The sequence below is a fragment of the Trichormus sp. NMC-1 genome (assembly GCF_001858025.1).
Taxonomy (GTDB): domain Bacteria; phylum Cyanobacteriota; class Cyanobacteriia; order Cyanobacteriales; family Nostocaceae; genus Anabaena.
In genome coordinates this window covers 130,443-149,336 of record NZ_LZQD01000007.1, presented here as the reverse complement: position 1 = coordinate 149,336, position 18,894 = coordinate 130,443, and the positions used below count along the sequence as shown (strand labels likewise).

General features: G+C 37.4%; 16 protein-coding genes. All 16 read right to left on the bottom strand.

From position 1 onward, the window contains the following. Positions 1-76: 76 nt before the first annotated feature. Positions 77-1,243, bottom strand: coding sequence for a glycosyltransferase (locus A9Y75_RS20350; protein ID WP_071191357.1), 1,167 nt, complete (start codon positions 1,241-1,243; stop codon positions 77-79). A gap of 22 nt (positions 1,244-1,265) precedes the next feature. Continuing rightward, positions 1,266-2,711, bottom strand: a complete 1,446-nt coding sequence (locus A9Y75_RS20345; protein WP_071191356.1) for a hypothetical protein — start codon at positions 2,709-2,711, stop codon at positions 1,266-1,268. A 223-nt stretch (positions 2,712-2,934) separates the two neighbouring features. After that, positions 2,935-4,110: a glycosyltransferase family 4 protein gene (locus A9Y75_RS20340; protein ID WP_071191355.1), complete on the bottom strand. Its 1,176-nt coding sequence runs from the start codon at positions 4,108-4,110 to the stop codon at positions 2,935-2,937. A 54-nt stretch (positions 4,111-4,164) separates the two neighbouring features. Further along, positions 4,165-5,274, bottom strand: a complete 1,110-nt coding sequence (locus A9Y75_RS20335; protein WP_071191354.1) for a glycosyltransferase family 4 protein — start codon at positions 5,272-5,274, stop codon at positions 4,165-4,167. Then, positions 5,258-6,160: a hypothetical protein gene (locus tag A9Y75_RS20330; RefSeq protein ID WP_071191353.1), complete on the bottom strand. Its 903-nt coding sequence runs from the start codon at positions 6,158-6,160 to the stop codon at positions 5,258-5,260. Before A9Y75_RS20330 ends, A9Y75_RS20335 begins: the two co-directional genes overlap by 17 nt. Before the next feature lie 28 nt (positions 6,161-6,188). Then, a complete protein-coding gene (locus A9Y75_RS20325) occupies positions 6,189-7,430 on the bottom strand; it encodes a glycosyltransferase family 4 protein (RefSeq protein WP_071191352.1) in 1,242 nt (413 codons plus the stop codon). Between the two features lie 124 nt (positions 7,431-7,554). Beyond that, the gene (locus A9Y75_RS20320) at positions 7,555-8,901 is read right to left on the bottom strand and encodes a calcium-binding protein (RefSeq protein ID WP_071191351.1); all 1,347 of its coding nucleotides are present in this window, start codon (positions 8,899-8,901) and stop codon (positions 7,555-7,557) included. Between the two features lie 533 nt (positions 8,902-9,434). Then, complete coding sequence (locus tag A9Y75_RS20315; RefSeq protein ID WP_236721481.1) at positions 9,435-10,808, bottom strand: calcium-binding protein; 1,374 nt, start codon at positions 10,806-10,808, stop codon at positions 9,435-9,437. Between the two features lie 244 nt (positions 10,809-11,052). Further along, complete coding sequence (locus tag A9Y75_RS20310; RefSeq protein WP_071191350.1) at positions 11,053-11,946, bottom strand: glycosyltransferase family 2 protein; 894 nt, start codon at positions 11,944-11,946, stop codon at positions 11,053-11,055. Positions 11,947-12,013: 67 nt separating this feature from the next. Further along, positions 12,014-12,925, bottom strand: coding sequence for a glycosyltransferase family A protein (locus A9Y75_RS20305; RefSeq protein WP_071191349.1), 912 nt, complete (start codon positions 12,923-12,925; stop codon positions 12,014-12,016). 25 nt (positions 12,926-12,950) lie between these two features. Further along, complete coding sequence (locus A9Y75_RS20300; RefSeq protein WP_071191348.1) at positions 12,951-13,808, bottom strand: polysaccharide pyruvyl transferase family protein; 858 nt, start codon at positions 13,806-13,808, stop codon at positions 12,951-12,953. A 34-nt stretch (positions 13,809-13,842) separates the two neighbouring features. Further along, a complete protein-coding gene (locus A9Y75_RS20295; RefSeq protein ID WP_071191347.1) occupies positions 13,843-14,664 on the bottom strand; it encodes a glycosyltransferase family 2 protein in 822 nt (273 codons plus the stop codon). Positions 14,665-14,782: 118 nt separating this feature from the next. Further along, the gene (locus tag A9Y75_RS20290) at positions 14,783-15,739 is read right to left on the bottom strand and encodes a glycosyltransferase (protein ID WP_071191346.1); all 957 of its coding nucleotides are present in this window, start codon (positions 15,737-15,739) and stop codon (positions 14,783-14,785) included. 87 nt (positions 15,740-15,826) lie between these two features. Beyond that, positions 15,827-16,924: a glycosyltransferase gene (locus A9Y75_RS20285; protein ID WP_071191345.1), complete on the bottom strand. Its 1,098-nt coding sequence runs from the start codon at positions 16,922-16,924 to the stop codon at positions 15,827-15,829. Next, positions 16,921-17,823 (bottom strand): hypothetical protein, encoded by a 903-nt coding sequence (locus A9Y75_RS20280; RefSeq protein ID WP_071191344.1) that lies wholly within the window; start codon positions 17,821-17,823, stop codon positions 16,921-16,923. Before A9Y75_RS20280 ends, A9Y75_RS20285 begins: the two co-directional genes overlap by 4 nt. 7 nt (positions 17,824-17,830) lie before the next feature. Further along, positions 17,831-18,826 carry a polysaccharide pyruvyl transferase family protein gene (locus A9Y75_RS20275; protein ID WP_071191343.1) on the bottom strand — a complete coding sequence of 332 codons (996 nt, stop codon included), beginning with the start codon at positions 18,824-18,826 and terminating at the stop codon, positions 17,831-17,833. Between the last annotated feature and the right edge of the window lie 68 nt (positions 18,827-18,894).

The window sequence follows — 18,894 nt, the reverse complement described above, 5'->3', positions numbered from 1 at the left end:
GTCTTCCACAAAGCGTACACAAGAAACATGAATTCGCCCACCCTGATCACACTAGCATCATACAATTTAACAGCTGTTATTGATTAATAATTTTTTGATACGCAGTGGCTAACTGTTTAGCAATTGTCTCCCATGAATAGCGTTCTAAAGCAAATGAACGTCCATTTTGACCCATTTGTTCCCGCAATTGGGGAGAATTTAAAAAATTAGCGATCGCTCCTTGCAAAGCTTCTATTTCTCCTTCTACAATAATTCCAGCTTGAGCTTCAGCGATTTCCGGCGCAATTTGCACACCCGGCGTTGTAATAATTGGTAAACCCGACACCATCGCCTCTGCTAGAGCAATACCAAAATTTTCGGAATAAGTGGGCAGTACAAACAAATCCGAACCTTGCAATAGCAAATCTTTATCATATCCACTGACAAACCCGACAAATGAAGTTTGCTCTGTGAGATTCAAGGATGCCACTATTTGCTGTAAAGATTTAACGTATAAATCTTCTCCAGAACCGGCAATAAGTAAGTGAAACTTCTGTTCTTTTTTTACTAACTCACCCAGTGCTTGAATCAACAATTCAGGACGTTTCTTATAGTGTAGACGGGAAAGAAACAGCACAATGGGAACTTCAATAGAGATATGATAGCGATCGCGCAATTTGTATTTAGCATCAGGAATCAATACAGGTGGATTCACTCCCAAAGGCAAAACTATTTTAGGTGGCTTAACCTCAAACCGCAGTGCATCTTCCATTTCACCCACAGATGTACAGTGGATAGCCCCAGCATTATTTAAATTACGTCGCTCAATTAAAGTGCTGTAAACTTGCTTTTTTAACTGGCTTTGCGCCAATGCCCAAGGTGTTAATTGTCCCATGATTCTCACCGTGTATGGAACTTGTTGCCATTGGGCAAAAATAGCCGCACAGCTAGGAAGGTATGAAAATAAATAGTGATTATCTAAAATGTCGTAATTTTTGATATTTTGCCATAGCCACTGCGTAAATCCGGGTGAAGGTAGAAATGCTTTGATGCGAGCCGCAGGGGGAAAAAACCAAACTGGTAGTCCTTGGTATTCCACTCGCTCAAATAATGGCACATCCAGCAGCATTCCCTCATCATCATTAGTAGTTGCAATCTCTGCATTTATTCCTTCTGCTCTCAAGGCTCGTACCAAATTGAGAACTACCTGAGTGGGACCCCCTAGCTTAGGGCTGATAGAAGGAATTACGTGTAAAACTTTCATTGTATAATATATCTCACTGTAATTAACTTCGCGGATACAGCTTAGGTAAGCGTTTAATACCCAATAAACGAGGAAAAGTCTTGGCAAAGAAAATTAGCCCCACAATTGGTAGGAGTGAAGTTGTAAAGATAATCAGACTTCGCATAGAAATTGCTGCTGTAAAAAAGCCTAAAGCGTTGACTACTAGACCGTAACCAGTAGTATGAAATGCGGCTGTCCGAGACCACCAAGTTGCTAATATACCTATGCACAGAGATATTAATAACACTGCCAACAGACCCCCCATCATGTAGCTTTCGCCGACATAAGTTGAAGCTACTGTCCAACCATCAGCACCCACCACTTCCTCAATGGATATACTTAAACCTTCCGGTTTATCAGGCCACAATACTCTAGGTATGGGTTTAGTGGCAAATACAAATAACAATTCTAGTCCCAGAAAATCATGCTTAATCGGGAAGGCATCGACTAATAAACCGATGCTATGCAGGTTGTAGTCCACTGCTAGAGTTCCTTGCACTTTTTGAGAAGCGTAGGCTGCGGTTGCTAAATATCGGCTGATGCCCATCTCTCTAAACCCCAGCATATGACGGGTGGCAAACAACATGGCATATGCCATTACAGCAATAGGCGCAGTGACATTGAACAGATTAGGACGCTGTAATGTGAGTAAATAGCCACCCAAGAATGTGGCAATATAGGCACCAAAGATATTGCGTGTTCCGCCGGCAAATCCATCAAAAAAAGTGAACGCAAAGACGATACCAACCAAAAATATCTGCCAACTGCGAAAAGATTGACGACGATTCCAGATAATACCTGCTAAGGGTGGTATGGCGTAAGAAAATAGCTTCAGTTCCGATAAAAATACTCGCCAGTCGCCTAAACGCCCTCGTCCCCACGGCACAGCAAACCGGGGACCAAGTTGAGCTTCCATTAGCTTGATAGGATTAAACTCAACTGACATAAAAACATACAAGTATGCGAGAAAGGCTGATATGCAAAAGATCCGAAACAACGCTTTATCAGGAATATTACCGAAATCTAACAAACTGGGAGGTGCTGGCTTAAACAAAGTTATGTGGCGACCTATTCCTAGTCCACCAAACCCAACCAAAAGAGCGTAGAGAGCATGGGATGTTTGCTCAGATGTCAAAAGTTGATCAAACTTTGTCTGTGGATATAGAAACTCAATCAGTGTTAAAAAATACAGAGCTACGATACAAGCTAAATCGGCTCGAAACAAATTTCCCAACCCGCGACGACTGTCACTCCAGATACTGAGCGCTATTCCTATTATTACAGTAATAGCTACCTGATTAGCCATGAAGCTAGGAGTTTGCTCTAGACTAATGTTTACAAATGCTATGACTAAGCTAGATATCAAGGCAACTGTTCCCAAAAATGTTGCCTTTGTGATGCGTTTTTTGACGATAGGTGGATAGTAGGGATTGCTGGAGATGTTCATGAGATTGATATCATGTCCAATAAATAATTCATAATTCGTAATTCGTAATTAAGTTTTGGAATGGGGATTTAACCCCAACAAAAAACTTGCTACCTGTAGAGGTAGGGGTATTAAACCCTTTCATTGACTGTCATATCCTTCATTCCGTAAAATCCTTAAATCAGTTAAATCAGTGATAAAAAACTGTGAATCTGCGAATTAATAGACATTGCATACAACATCTCTACATTATGGGTGATTTGCCAGATATGGTACGACTGAGGCTTTGATAAAGAGATTCATAACTATCTACCATATTTGCTAAAGAAAATCGCTCTTTGATTAATTGATAACCTGCACTAGCCACAGAATCCCGTAAATCTGGATTAACAAAAGCGTCTAACCCAGTCAAGTTGTCTTTTCCAGAAGCTATCAAACAAACTTCTGAGGGAAACTTTAGCTCATCGGCTAGAGATGAACTAATCATACATGGCAAAGACCAAGCCATTGCCTCCAACAAAGCAAATGGTAATCCCTCAAACTGAGCAGGATGAAAAAATCCATCTGCTGCTGCTAAAAATGGTGTCACGTCTTTTTGCCAACCCAAGCGTTGAATGTATTCTTGGGCATTATATTCGACAACCAATTGATCCCACATGGGAGTTAAACGCCCATCTCCAACCCATAAAAAACGCGCAGCCGGAAGGTTCCGCTTGAGGTGAGTAGCCCATTGTAAAAATAGCAGCGGTTGCTTTTGTGCTTCCATTCTTCCCACTGCTACTATTAGTAATTCATCTGCATGGACTCCTAGTTGTGAACGAGCAGCTTGACGCTTTGTCAAACGTTCTGTATCTTCAGGAATGCAAACTCCATTGTCAATGACTGTTATTTGCTGCTCAAAAGAAGGGAGAAACTTTTTTAATTCTCTACCACGATTTTCGGAAATGGCTAGAAGTGAACCGCTAAAATTATTTAATGCTCTTTTAGCTATTTTGTCCCGCCATGTGCCTAAAACTGCTCCTAAACTGGCCTGAGTTTGGGTAATATGGATAGTTGCTAATCTCGGTATTTGTAGAGAATCAGACCATGTTAATAAATCCAACCCATCTTCTAAGTTTTGCTTGTTGAGATGAATAATATCAGGTTGAAAAGCTTGCCAATCTGAGATACAAGCATGATTAGAGCGAGGGAAAACATCGGAAAAGGAGCGCAATTTACGATTATATGTATTGATGTAGGGCGATCGCAATACTTCTCCAAACCGACTAAATGAACTAGCAAGTTCATCCATGATTGGATGTTGAGAACACCATAAGCCCACAGAATAGCCCCGGTTTGCTAATTCTTGCCCCAGATAAATTAAATAGAGTTCACCTCCACCTCGTGACCCAGAACTGCTGCTAACAAATAAGATTCGCATTAAATTGTGATAATTAATTTTTGAACAATCTCTAACATCAATCAACCAAACAAACTACCGAGCAACTTTTTTAAACACTTCAACCCAACTTTCTGCACCGGCTTGGAGCGAAAAATTAATTGATTTTTTGAGTGATTCTTCGCTTGCGGCTGCAATTGTTTCTGGATTGTTTAAATAATTTATTAAAATTTCAGTCAGACTAACAACATCACCTGATGGAAATAGAAAGCCATTTTTACCAGGTTCAACTAAATCATAAGCAGCACCAACTGTATCAGAACAAATAATAGGTAATCCAGCCCCAAGAGCTTGATTAACAACTACTCCCCAACCATCATATCGACTAGGTAAGACAAATATATCAGCTTCTCGAAAAAAATGCGGCAAATTTTCAGGAGCTTGAAATCCTGCATATTCAATTTTTTGCCGAGTCATAATGGGTAATACTTCTAACAATTGAGGAAGTTCTGCTTCTCTTCCCACCAGCAGTAAACGAGCATTTAAACCAGCTTGAATCAGATGATCAAATCCTTGAATCAGAACATCCACTCCTTTGCGGGCAATCATCTGACCACAAAATAGAATAGTAATGGGATTGCGTGGACGCTGGGGTAAATCTTGGCTAAAAGTAGTTAAATCGCAATAGTAAGGAATATTAAAAATAGGTTTATCAGGAAAACGTTGTTGATAGTCTTCTTGTGCTTTAGTGCCAATGGCAGCTATCGCTCGACAATATTTTAAACTATCGGCTAAGTATTTTTGTAATTTTCCTTTAATTCCCTGTGAACTACCCACCATTTTTTCACCCCAAAAAATACAAGGAATTTTTTGAGCTTGCAATCTGAGTAACAATTGAGTAGTTACATTCATATAGCCATTTAGCACCACCACATCAACTTCAGTCGTTGATGGCAAATGCCAGTTAAAATGAAATCGGGATAAACCCCAAGCTAAATGAAACCCTGGTAATATGTGTTCATAAGGTTGCAAGGGTTTTTCTGGCCAAGGAGAATCGGCACAAGCAGGTTCTAGATAATATACAGTGAGGTCTACTTGTGAACACCGAGAAATTTCAAAGAATAAGTCTCTTTGATAAGGAGATGGCAGAATAGAATAGCAAATAACCTTTATTTTTTGAATTGTTTCTCTATTTAGTTGGGACATTTTTAAACAATGTTTTTGTAATTGTTGGATAGCCGTATAAGTACATACGATGGCGAACGTTACCAACAAAATGTCTGACTTTAACTCCTGTATAGTCCATGTCTTGCTGCCAAAACCACATTCCCTGACTATTCACAACGTACTTGCTAACAGGTAAAGCTGTAGCACCAGAGGAACTCATCATTACATCCAAAATAGTCTGTTCCGTGAAATGGTGATAATCTGCTAAAGTCCACCCTTTCATTAATTCGTAGCAAAGAGTGCTAGACAAATGATTTTTCGGAATGTATAGTAACCCTGAATTAAAATCTCGAATTGGCTGTATATCTAAAGATTTAGCTCGATCAAATATCCTTTGATCAAAAGAATAACAACCAGGTTCAGTACAGTAGAAGCCCTGTTGAATTTTTAACCTTTCTCGAATCTCAACAGGATCAGAGAAAACTAGTATATCTGGATCGGAGAAAAGAACATTAAATTTTTCCTGCAATGATAGTTTCAGCAAAAAAACTTTGCCATATGGATGTTGATTATAAAATTGATTAATAAATTCATTTGATAAAAAACAATTATTTATTTGAGATTTGAGACTAACAATTGTACCATTAGGGAAAAGGCGCATAAAAATATTAAGCTCTTTTTCTGTTACTTCACCATCTATTACAAAAGTTATATCCAGATAATTATTTAAAAAATATAGCCAACTCCATGCTGTCCATAATCCCTCAATAAAGGTCTTGTGTTGAACCAAAACAACTAGATTGGTTTCTTGCTTTCGTGTTTCAATAGGAGGCATTTTGAGAATTTCTTGCTTGATAGGCCAAGGAAAATTCCTTTGTATTTGTGCAACTTTACGACCAAGCAAGAATTTAATAAATTTGAACATAGTAAACATTTCCTTAAGTATTAAATATTTATATCATACATGATAATAAATTTTCAAAAAGCTTTTCTATCAAAGTATGTTCTGATAAAGAACTTAAACTATAAGGAGAGTGGCTTGTCAGATATTCTAAAGATTTGGGACATCTCAAAATAGACTGTATCAAATCAGCAATTTTATTACCACTAACTTCCTCCAAAATCCAACCATTCTCACCATCTACAACCACTTCACCACAGGAACGAGAAGCAATAATAGGTAATTTCCAAGCTTGCGCTTCCAGTTGCGTTAATCCAAACCCATCGGAAATAGTCGGGAACAAAAACACATCTGCCATCTGGTAATATTGTGCTGTTTCACTCCTATTAACATGACCTAACCAACGAATTTGCGGATGGTTTTGGAAATGAGATGGAATCTCAATTTGCACAGAGCCGACAATCAAGAATTCAACAGGATATCCCTCAAGCTGTTGGACAGCATCTAATACAGCCGCAATTCCTTTTCGCAAAATTACCTGTCCCAAAAATAATACCCTTAAAGGACGCTCTTGAGAAAATAATTCTGGAGAAGTGCGGACAAAGTTACTAGCTGCTTGTGGTGGAGTATATACTAATGGAATGATATGAATTTTTTTAGGCTCAATACCAGTTTTTTCTAAGAGTTGACGCGACCAATTAGAATTGACCACAATAGCATCAGCTAGAGTACATTCTTCTCTCCAGCTTTGCCAATATTCAGGAGGTGCTGGTTGCCAATCTGCACGATACTGAGGATATCGTTGATACTCTTGAGTGACAATTTTTTCTTCCCACAAACCTGGGTCAATTTGACCTAGTATTGTATACCATCCCTGTTGTTTTGCAAATCGAAAAATCTCTAAAGCGGCATAGCTGTAAGAAAATAGTATGGGAGGATGTGTAATCTGGTCAGATAGCCTTGTTAAGGTCTTGATTGTCTGTTGCTGAAACCATTGATTACGAGCAATAACTCGATTCCATCCTGTGTTTTTTTGTAGACGTTGAGTTAATTCAAATCGAATTAAAGAACTAGTGAAAGCGCTAACAGATGCTAGTTCCAAGTCTGGGTGGTATCTTTCCCGTAAATTAGCTAAGACAGATTTAGGTAAAAAATTTAGTGGAGACTGAGGTGATACCCAAGCATCTGTAATCAAGTGAGCAAGCTGTCCCTGCTGATGTAAAGCTCTGGGTATGGTGTAATGCTCACGCGCTCCAATCTGGCAAGATATCCAATTATAAGGTGCTGTAGGCATGGATGAGGAATTTATTTCTAATAATAAAATGAGATCCTCCACTTCTTAAAGAAGTCGAGGATCTAAAAACTGAATATTAACTTTTACTTTTGAAAGATGCTTAACTATAAGTCAAGCATGGCTATTAACCGATGAGTGATATGTCTGTTGCAGCTAATACGGTACCGATTCCCAAATTAGCGAAGACTCCGCCTACTCCAGTTCCAAAAGCCGACAAGTTTTCATTGTAGAACAAGTCTCCGGTTCCTTGATTATAAACAAAGTAAAAGTTTTGAGCATCAATACCAGAGTTGTTAGCTTGGTTGACTGAGATAAAACCATTAGCAACCGCTGACAAATCTAACCCCACAGAAGCCGCTACAGCTGCAAAGGTGTCAACCTGCAAATCAATTCCATCTATTCCAGAAACGAAGCCTGTAATTGTATCCTTACCGACAGTAGTAGTCGTAGGTCCGATCAACCCTAAAGTAACCCCTGTTTCTTCTAAAAACCCTGTTACTGGATCTACAGCTAGAGCTTGACCACCAAATTCAAAAATATCAGCGCCAGCACCACCGATGAGAGTATCATTACCCGCTTTTCCATTCAGGGTGTCATCGCCCGCGCCACCAGTGATAGTATTAGCAGCAGAATTTCCTAGTATAACGGTATCAACATTGCTATTCTGTCTGACATTGGCAAGATTGGTTCCAGCGATATTGATAAATTCAATTTCACTACCCATATTAGTCCAAGTACCGCCAGCAGTAAGAACGGTAACGTCAACACTATCAATACCTTCACCGGGAATCTCTACTACATTATCAAGAGAATCAATGATATAGCTATCATCACCGAGTCCACCACTGAGGATATCTGCGCCTGTTCCACCAATTAAGATGTCATCTCCCTGATTACCGAATAATTGATCATTACCAGCACCGCCCAAAATGATGTCGTTGCCGAAACCGCCATAAATGGTATCGTTACCAGCTAATCCAAATAAGATATTATCGCTGCCGTTGCCAGTAATAACATTGGCTAAGTTATTGCCTTCCCCGGCTACAGCGCCTCCACCAAGAGTCAGGTTCTCAATCTGAGTTCCACTTATCAATGTGACTCCAGGCGCACCTGTTGACAAAGAAAAGTCACGGGTAGAAAAAACGGTATCGTTTCCACCACCTGTTTCGTTGATAAACAAGCCTGTGTAGGTAATATCTAAAATTTGATAATAGTCGTCTCCGGCACCGCCTATATAGACACCAGAAGCACTAATAAGGTTAAAAGTGTCATTGCCGGCTTCCCCTTCAAGTCTTGCACCCTCTGCTCCACTTAAAATATCATCCCCTGCTCCAGCTTTAACCTTCGTGTTAGTGGTAAAACTGGCAAACACATCGTTACTGCTTGTACCGATCACCGTTGCATTGCTAAGGTTGGGAACTACAGTACCATCGACAGTGTAATATCCGTCAAAAATATTGAATATTGGCATATTCGGAAGAATCCTTTTGTTATCTAGGTGTAAAACTTAATTCGACTTTGGTACTCATGCTCAGGATAAAAAAAAATATCCCTAGCTTAATTTGAATTTAAAATCCTGTTGGAGTACTGATTCGGTTTTACATCTGAGAGTGTACCATACTTGTTGTTTAACAAACTAAATATTGCATATACAAAAACAAATGATGCATATGCAAGCTTATAAATGATCTTTTCCTATTTCGCGTCATCTAACCTCTGGACAAAATAGATATATTTTTTTAGACATATAAGCGTTTATACGATAATTGTAATTATTAAGCCTAATATAGACTCTATTATATACGACCTGATTTTTTAGACATCCTCTGACATCTGGGGTTATTCTTCATTTCATTGACCATGACATTACTATTTTTTCGACTGTTGCAATCAGAGGTTATTGAAAAATGAGATCCCCAACTTCTCAAAGAAATCGGGGATCTGAAATAGTAAATATTAACTTTTACTTTTGAAAGACGCTTAACTATTAGTCAAGCATGGCTATTAAGCGATGAGTGATATGTCGGTCGCTACTAATGTGGTACCGACTCCCAAGTTAGCGAAGATTCCGCCTCCACCAGAACCAAAAGCCGACAAGTTTGCATTGTAGAACAAGTCTCCAGTGCCTTGATTATAAACAAAGTAAAAGTTTTGAGCATCAATACCAGCATTGGTAGCTTGGTTGACTACGGTAAAACCATTAGCAGCAACTGCTGATAAATCTAACCCCACAGAACCAGCTACAGCTGTAAAGGTGCTAACATCTAGGGTAATATCATCTGTTCCAGACACGAAGCCTGTAATTGTATCCTTGCCGATGGTATTAGTTACTGTCCCTGTTAACCCTAAAAGTGTCCCTGTTTCGCCTAAAAATCCGGTTACAGGATCTAACGCTAAAGCATTACCACCAAATTCAAAAGTGTCATCACCTGCACTACCGACAAGAGTATCATTGCCAGCTTTTCCTTTCAGGGTGTCATTGCCCGCGCCACCTGTAAGAGTGTTAGCAGCAGAGTTGCCAATTATAGTGGTGTTAACAGCGTTGGACTGTGTGACATTGGCAGCAACATTTCCACCAATATTAATGAATTCAACCTCTGCACTTGTAGCCCAAGTACTGCCAACAACAGCAGGAGTAACATCAACAGTATCAGTGCCTTCACCAGCAAGCTCTACTACAAGGTCAAGAGAATCGATAATGTATCTATCATCATCAACTCCACCAGTCAAGGTATCTGTGCCTGTTCCAGCAATTAAGATGTCATTGCCTTGATTACCGAATAATTGATCATTACCAGCACCGCCATCGATTGTATCGTCGCCGAAACTGCCATAAATGGTATCAGCACCAGCTAATCCAGTTAAGATATTGTCTTGCCGATTGCCGATAATCAGATTATCAAGGTTATTGCCTTCACCTGTAATGGCTGCGCTGAAAGCATCAAGAGTCAGGTTCTCGATCAGATTTGCGCTTACAAGTAATGAAACTCCGGTTGTACCAGTTGACAAAGAAAAATTTTGCTGTGAAAAGACGGTATCTATTCCACCACCTGTTTCATCGATCTTTAAATCTGTGTATGCAAAATCATAAATCTTATAAAGATCGTCTCCTGCACCACCTATATAAACACCTGAGCCAGCGGTGAGATCAAAAATGTCATTACCGGCTTCGCCTTCGAGTCTTGCACCGGCTGCTCCTTTTAAAATATCATCTCCCGCTCCAGCTTTGATTTTAACGTTAGTGACATCGGGACGAGAAGTAACAAAGAGATCGTCAACGCCTGTACCGATAATCGTTGCATTGGTAGGATTTTCAAATCTAACTCCATTTAGAGTGTAATAGCCGTTAAAGATGTTAAAGATGTTAGATATTGCCATATTCGAGAGACTCCTTGTTGTGATCTAGGTCTAGAACTTAACTCAATTTTGCTACTCTTTGGTGAGGATCTAAAAAAATATCATCACCTGAATTTTAACTTGTGAGCTAAGACTCATTCAGTATAAACTACACATCGGCAAAGTTGCAAAAAATCTACCAATGTCTACTTAAACTACTGACTTTGTTGATTGAGTATAACTTATGATTATTGAAATTCATGGAAATTATATTGAGGTAATAATTTCATGACAGTAATATCTTCTCTGATGATACAGGAAGAGTATTTCTACGTAAATGTAGATAAGAAAGTAATGATTTGGCGGAAATCGGTTGACGTTGTTGATGATATTGTCTAATCAGTTTAGGGATAAGAAACAAACCTTCTACAATGCCAGACGTTCTTCCGTGCCTGATTAACCAGAAAATACGGCTCATACACTGTCCAATGCCTAACCAAAAGAAGAGGATAGGATACCGCAAATAAGCTAACAACATCTGATTAGCGATGCTTGCAGCAGTAATGCGTGGGTTGTTATGGTGTTCTAATTGGGTGTTATGAAATACTCTCAACCATGAACTTTCGAGAATACCCCACCCCATATCATGAAGTCGCAGAGATAAATCAACTTCTTCCATTCCATAAGCAACTGGCAAATTAACATATCCAGTAGTTTGTTGAAATACTTCTTTCCGATAAGCGCATCCACAGCCGATAAAATTAGATCCCCATGTACCAGTCAATTGTGCTGGTGTAATTGTTTCATGAATATGGAATATATTAGCTGCTATAACTGCTGCTGTGGGAAAAGAATTAAAAAGATTTGTTAAGCGTTCAAAGTAGTCTGTATCTAGAGGATAAGAATCATCATCAAAACTGGCTACAATTGGGTTATTTGCATGAGCGATGGCTATATTCCTCCCACCACCTGGACCGACTTGAACAGAACTCTTAATAATTTTGATAGACGGCAAATTTAAGTTTTTGAGTCCTGGCTCAGTTGTGGTGTCATTACCATCGATATGAATAATGATTTCATCGGGACAAGGATTACATTCTAAAATTTTCTCCAATGTTTCTACAAGTTGGGATAATCGATTATACGTGGGAATTATTGCAGTAACTTTACAAGTATTCATTATATGAATTGTTAATCATTTATGTCAAACATCTTGTCAGGATTTGATGAGTGTAACTTAGCTAATTTTATTTACGGCTATCACTCAGTCTTGCTAGTGAAAACAGCCAGAAAAACCCGATTAAATAACGAAACCGTCCTAACCAAAGATGCCATGAAAATGTTGCTTGATATAATTCCCAACCTTTTTTAATTTCACCTTCACGTAGACACTCTAAACTTACCGGTCTAATATGTCTTGTCAATATTTCTAGTCTTTCTCTCTCTCGTATTTTTCCACCGGGATATTGATTGCTTTTTTCTTGTTGTATGAGGTAGCAAGTTCCTTCATAAGTTTTGGTGGTGATAGCAATTGCACTATTAGAATGCTGACGATAGGCTAATACAGAAGGAGAATTAATGTAAATAAATCCCGTTGCTGTTCCTAATCTCAACCACAAATCATTGTCTTCAGAATTAATCCATTTATCTGTAAAACTACCTATTTCTTGGAGAATATCTCGCCGAATGGTAACGGAACTAGTGAGAAATGAATTAGCATTTTCATTTGATGCATACAAATCTTTGTAGGCAGTATAGTTAAGTTGTGAAACTTGGTCAAAATTTAACTCATTTTCATTACTAAAAAATATAGATTTACCTGCCAAAAAAGCAGGCTTATTTGTTTCTCTAATGACTGCTGCGTACACTCCTAAAGTCCAAGGAAACCATATATCATCGCTATCCAGGAAAGCAATATATTCTCCTTGAGAGATTTGAATAGCCATATTTCTGGCTTTTCCGGGGCCTTGGTTGTTCTGTTGGAGAATTTTTATATTTTGTCCATATTGTGCTAATACATCAATAGTATTGTCTGTGGAACCATCATCGACAACAATCACTTCATAATCATCAAAATCTTGGTTAAATACAGAGTCTATTGTTGCTTTGATAATACTCACTCTATTGAAAACAGGAATAACAACGGAGAAGAATACCATATTTAATTAAGTTAATATCAATTATTTATTTAAATTTCCCGGCTTTCAAGTCTTGTTTAAACAGATCTAGTTTTTCATCTAATTGATCCAATTTATTTTCCATAACATGATCTTTACTTAACTGAAACTGAGATTTGTGAACAAGTTGACGAATATAAGAAACCATGCGTTTGATTTCAAGAAATTTTAATCCGGGAATTTTTTCACTAATACTATTAAATCGATAAAATCGATTGACTTTGTACTCCAGATTTAATGATTGACAGAAGTCAGTCCATTTAAAATCAGGGATACCCGCATTAGATTTTAGAGAAATCCAAGGTACACGTAGTGCGTCAGCGACTATTGCACCATGCATGGCTGCACTGACGACAAGTTCGGATTTGCTAATTTCCTGAAGAACTTTTTCTACCTCCCAGCGTGGATCAATACAAATGTAATCTAATTGCCGACAAACTTCTAAAAATATTTCTGGGCTACTTTCCATCTCCCATGCATAGGGAATGAAAGCCAATTTATACTTTTTCTTCGTATCAGTAGGACGATAAACTCGGTTAACTAAAATAGCAGTATCAGCAATTCCCAACTCTGGTGGGATGTTTAAAGCAGAAGCAGTTAGAGGTCCTCTGACGCAATATATTGTCCATGTATCATCTATCTGGGGAAGATTACCAAATCCATGGCCTGTACCAAAAATAATAGTTTGCTTAAATTTAGGCAAATTTTCATTTAACAATGTGCCAAATCCGACAAATGCTGCCTCAGAAGTACTATCGTTAAAGACTCCTGGTAAAAGTTGTGGCCAAAGCCAGCCATTGAGATCATCTCCAAAGTTAGCAAAGGGAACATAACTTCTGGTTTTGTTGGCATAGTATAATTTCATTTTTATTCCTCAGTTATAAATTTTAAAATGATAACTAAGTCCAGATACCAACACCATGCATAAATCTTTTCATGATTCTGCGAGCGAAAGACTCTAAATGATTAGGAATATTATCTGTATTAATCACATAATTTCCATCTAGACCATCGTAATTTAATTGTTCAGGATTGGCAATTTTTTCTCGCCAATCTTGTTCTACAGCATGATCCCATCCAGGAAAACCTCGTTCTCTAGCTACACGACGAGTATCTAGTCTTTTCTGAATTTGTTCAGGAGTTCTGTACTTGTAGTGTTTATATAAAATCCGTTCTTTATTAACTACGCCCATGTGCTGTGGCCAGGAACCAGTATCCCAAATTAATCCATCACGATGTCGGAAAAATCTTGGTTCAGAATTTTCGATTTTGTAAAACTTTAGGGATGATAATATTTCCGATATGGGTTGATTGAAATCTATTAAATCTATATCTTTAGTTGTTAGATAGTATTCAATAGGAATTCCCCAGACAACGTGATTAAACTGACTAATTTTTGAGAGAAATTCACGCGGAGATGGACTATAAAATTCATCAGCATCGAGATGACACCACCAATCACCTGGTTTGGCTTGATGCTTAAAAGCATTGAATACTTCACCTCGTAGAGATTCCTGGAACACTTTACCATCTTGTTTCCAGGGAATAATTTTCTCGCTTTGCATAGACAGGACTTTTTCCCAGGTTCCGTCTGTGCTTGCACCATCATAAACGTAGATATAATCTGACCATTGAGAAGCTTGTTCTAAGCAGTATCCAATAATATCGACTTCGTTTTTAACTAAACAAATTGAGTGAATTTTAAAATCATTATTTGACATAAGTTATCCTTTAAATATGCTGATTTTTTATTTACCTCACATTTTCTGCCAAGACAGAATGGATGGTAGCCAAGCTTTTAATCTTCTAATGAAATATGTCATTTCTCACAGTTAGCCATCATGTCATAAATTTGGTTTGAAATTTTCTTTTCCAATCTGCCATTTTTTCGGCTACAGAAAAGCCAAAAATTTTGTAAGTTAACCTATAAGTTTGAGGAGCATAATTACCTTGAGGTATAAAGTTTTTTTGCTTCATTTTAATTTGGTGAATAACTTTATTTGCCCAATCTGGATTAGATAACCAAATAATTCGAGCGCACTCAAACCTTGCTTGATTAATTGCTAATTGTCTTGACTCTGTTAATTCACCAATAGATTCGAGAAATTCTTCTAGTTGATCTGTAATATTTAAGCGTTCACGATAATTTTTTGATTTATCTTTTTTGCAAACTGTTGACTCACTCCATTGTCTATAAACTGAACCGGATTCGGCAAAATACTCAAATTGTTTTCCTGCTTTTAACAGTCGTAAATACAATTCATGTTCTTGACAGCAAGATTGACTAGCTTTCCACGCTCCCACATCGACAAGAGCCTGTTTTCTCCAAAGGGGACTACCTGTTTGAGGTAAGTACCAACGAGCTAGTAAAATCCAGGCATCGTGAGGTTCAGGAATAGGTAAAATTTCTTGTTTAGATATATCTTTTTGCCAATATTCAAAAATACTGGGACTGTAAATTATATCTATACTGGGAACCTGATCCAAAAATTTGACTTGTTGTTCAATCTTGGTAGGAAGTAAGTAATCATCTGCGTCTAGATATTGTAACCATTCTCCTGTACTTAGTTCTAATAAACGATTACGAGCAACATTCCCCCCGCGATTTTCTCCTGTTTCCCAGTGAATGGAATTACCAAAACTTTTAATTTTTTCTAAACTTCCATCTGTAGAGCCATCATCAACAACAATTACTTCTTTGTGAGGATAACTCTGATTTAAACAGCTTTCTATAGCTTGTGCAATCCATTGTTCTGCATTGTAGCAGGGAATTAAAATACTAACTTTTGGTAGCATAATTTGATTTAGTTTTAATTTGAAAACATAATTTCTATTGATTGAATCGAGCCATTAAATTTGAATATGTAAATTTTTAGCTATTAATCAATTAATTAGGTTTTGATATAATTTTTGAGTTTGTATTCCTATATATTCCCAACTCAAGCGATCGCATGACTCCTCAACTAAATAACCCAATTTGTGTAAATCAAGCTGAGTACTAACTTTCAAAGCCTGTAATAATCCCTGCTCATCTTCTGGATCATACAGCAACCAATCTGCTCTATCCAATGTTTCCATAATACTTTTACTGCGAGGAGCAATAATTGGTTTATTGTATGACATTGCCAGAATCAGACTACCTGAAGTTAAAATACTTTTAAAAGGCAGAACTACGACATCGGCTGCACTAAAAAAAAGATGTATTTTGCTATCTTCTACAAACTGATCATGAAGGAAAACTCCCTGTATTTTAGCAGCTTGTTCTTTGAGTTTTTGACCATAGGCTTGATCTAATGCTTTTCCTGCTATTAATAGGATACTTTCTTTTAGAAATTCCTGATTTCCCTCGAAAACTTTTAGTAAGCCTTCAATTCCCTTATAAGGGCGTAACATACCTAAGTTAAGGTAAACACGTCCAGATAATGGTATTTCTAAAACTTTTCTGGCTTGAACTTGAGAAATTGCTCTACTATAAACTTCTCGATAGTGTCCGTGAGGAATAACCTCAAATTTGTCACTTTCTACCTTATAGGTTTGCCCAATGTCCTGAACAGATGAAGCATGGTGAACAATAATTTTATCGGCTAGTTTGAGCAAATTTTGTTTCAGCCAATGTTCTAGAAATGGGAACTGAGAATCATGAGCGATGTGATCATGATTTGTCCAAACTACTTTCACACCTGCTAATTTAGTTAACACAATGTCAACTAATAATTTGATGGTATAGACCAATCTAATTACTAGATTTTTCCCCTTGGTATAGGGAGTTGTCCAGTGTAAATGTAAAATATCTATTTTATTTGTACTAGCTTTAATTTCTCTGTATATCGGAAATACTCGACGATAACCACAGGGAAATAAAACTTCTACTCCTTGATTCTCTAAGGCTTGAGATAACAGTGTTTGATAGGGGTTAATAATGCGGTAATCTGGCATCATTAAAACCCTCAAAGTTTTATCTGACGAATTACCAGAATTCATCGCTGTAAATCCTTGAGGAATCCATTCTGCACTAAATGGCGAATTCCTTCGCTATACATTAAGTGTCGAATTTTGCCGACATAGTGACGAGATGGAGAACCGTTGATACCTCCTTCTAAATGTACGTCATAAGCAGGTGGTAACAGTTCTACTCCAAACTTGGAGCTACATAAAGCATAGATAGTTTGCTCAATCCGCCAGAAATGTCCAATAATATTTGGTAGCGCCAGAAATTCTTCTATCCAATCTAAATTAAGCGATCGCTTGTGAATTAGTCCCAATCCTGAATTTACTCGCCCGGACAAATCAAAACCAAGATGATTTTTCACTACATCCGCTTCAACTGTGTAGGCACTTTCCACATCACCATTGAGTGTATTTAGTTGATAATCTGGATTGTCGATGCGGTTCAGAAGTTCTGTAGGTGCTGTAAAAAACAGGATATCGCTATCTAACAGTAATAAGCGATCGCACTGCAAATATAAAGCAAAGTCAAACACCTTAGGGGAGAGGAGATTTGTTTTGCGAAACTCTAAACAGCGAGGATAGGATGCTAGAGAGGCTAAAACCTTTTCATCAGCCTGTTTTTTGTCAATAATGCGAGCATTGGGAAAGTGATGCTGCAAAGTTGCTAGATTTTCATCAGTCAGAGTTCCATCATCATGAATACACAAACCATAATGACGCTGAGAAAAATGATAAAAAGACTTTAATGCCCAGACTAAATTTAGCCAATCATTGGCAGAAGTAAAAACATGAATTTCACAACTAGTATCAGATGTGTTAGTAATCGGTTTGGAACTCAATATACTTTTTCTAACTGAATCCCTGTAGTAAGCTGTGGGCAGTCCATGCTCATACTTTTTGCGGATCTGATAAATTATTGAACCAATAGACATAACTCTTTCAACTCCTCATCAGGATTTTTTTGACACTTGCTTTCAAAGTAGCAAATGAATTACTTGCGCTTTTTTCTTTATTTGCAAGATGATTTTGAATAGCTTGTTTTAAGTATATTGATCGTTCTTGTTGTAAAGCTGCAAATGCATTTATTTTTTTCTCAATTTCTCCCTGATTTTCACGGATAAAATTTATTTTTTCTACTAAAACAGCATATTCTGTAGTTTCTAAGCAACAGTCTGAAAGATTACTTTCTTTTAGTAATCGTTCTACTTTATCATCATAATTGATAGCTATAAAAGGTTTTCCCATTTGCATTGCAAAAATGATGGCATGATATCTACTAGCAACCAGTATTTCACTATCAATTAGTGGTTGCAATGAAAATTCTTGAAAAGGTATTTTTCCTAAGTATTTTTCCAGTAAATCAAAATCTCTATTCACATTAAAATTCAAAGGAAAAGGATTAAGTTGAAATTGAGATAATGCTTTAATCCACATTTCCGGCTCAAAATCTTTCCAGTGACATGGTGCTAAATTAATAGCAATTTTATTGTTGGTACTAGAGGTATTTGGTTCAACTGGTGGAAAAGGAAAACACCAAGTTAAATCTGGATGGACTTCTACTTTAGGATGATGGTTGAGCAATGACTTACTTATTTCATCTCTCACATAAAAAAAATCAGATTTTTCGATTAAAGCCAACAATTCTGGTAGTAAATCTTGAGAAACTCGATTGACTCCTAAACCAAAGACACCAATTTTAGCCTTACATCTTGTAATCCATTGCTTTATATTAACCCATATTCCTACCCTTTCAAATACCAGTCCACCTCCACCAATTAATATCCAATCGAAACTCTCAAGGTATTCTTGTGGTGGAGATAGATAATGAGGTAGAAAAACAATATTGTTACCTTGAAGTAATTTAGTAATGCAGTATTGAATGCGGTCATCTCCAGCATTAAGGGCATTGTAATATCCAAAAATCGCAATTTTCATGGTTTATAAAATAATTTAAAAAATATAGTTTCTTGTTTAAGCAACCCTTTTTTACTTTATAATTGCTT

Excerpts from the sequence above, each read along its gene's own strand:
- A9Y75_RS20350 (WP_071191357.1), bottom strand. The coding sequence starts at position 1,243 with ATGAAAGTTTTACACGTAATTCCTTCTATCAGCCCTAAGCTAGGGGGT.
- A9Y75_RS20345 (WP_071191356.1), bottom strand. The coding sequence starts at position 2,711 with ATGAACATCTCCAGCAATCCCTACTATCCACCTATCGTCAAAAAACGC.
- A9Y75_RS20340 (WP_071191355.1), bottom strand. The coding sequence starts at position 4,110 with ATGCGAATCTTATTTGTTAGCAGCAGTTCTGGGTCACGAGGTGGAGGT.
- A9Y75_RS20335 (WP_071191354.1), bottom strand. The coding sequence starts at position 5,274 with ATGTCCCAACTAAATAGAGAAACAATTCAAAAAATAAAGGTTATTTGC.
- A9Y75_RS20330 (WP_071191353.1), bottom strand. The coding sequence starts at position 6,160 with ATGTTCAAATTTATTAAATTCTTGCTTGGTCGTAAAGTTGCACAAATA.
- A9Y75_RS20325 (WP_071191352.1), bottom strand. The coding sequence starts at position 7,430 with ATGCCTACAGCACCTTATAATTGGATATCTTGCCAGATTGGAGCGCGT.
- A9Y75_RS20320 (WP_071191351.1), bottom strand. The coding sequence starts at position 8,901 with ATGCCAATATTCAATATTTTTGACGGATATTACACTGTCGATGGTACT.
- A9Y75_RS20315 (WP_236721481.1), bottom strand. The coding sequence starts at position 10,808 with ATGGCAATATCTAACATCTTTAACATCTTTAACGGCTATTACACTCTA.
- A9Y75_RS20310 (WP_071191350.1), bottom strand. The coding sequence starts at position 11,946 with ATGAATACTTGTAAAGTTACTGCAATAATTCCCACGTATAATCGATTA.
- A9Y75_RS20305 (WP_071191349.1), bottom strand. The coding sequence starts at position 12,925 with ATGGTATTCTTCTCCGTTGTTATTCCTGTTTTCAATAGAGTGAGTATT.
- A9Y75_RS20300 (WP_071191348.1), bottom strand. The coding sequence starts at position 13,808 with ATGAAATTATACTATGCCAACAAAACCAGAAGTTATGTTCCCTTTGCT.
- A9Y75_RS20295 (WP_071191347.1), bottom strand. The coding sequence starts at position 14,664 with ATGTCAAATAATGATTTTAAAATTCACTCAATTTGTTTAGTTAAAAAC.
- A9Y75_RS20290 (WP_071191346.1), bottom strand. The coding sequence starts at position 15,739 with ATGCTACCAAAAGTTAGTATTTTAATTCCCTGCTACAATGCAGAACAA.
- A9Y75_RS20285 (WP_071191345.1), bottom strand. The coding sequence starts at position 16,924 with ATGAATTCTGGTAATTCGTCAGATAAAACTTTGAGGGTTTTAATGATG.
- A9Y75_RS20280 (WP_071191344.1), bottom strand. The coding sequence starts at position 17,823 with ATGTCTATTGGTTCAATAATTTATCAGATCCGCAAAAAGTATGAGCAT.
- A9Y75_RS20275 (WP_071191343.1), bottom strand. The coding sequence starts at position 18,826 with ATGAAAATTGCGATTTTTGGATATTACAATGCCCTTAATGCTGGAGAT.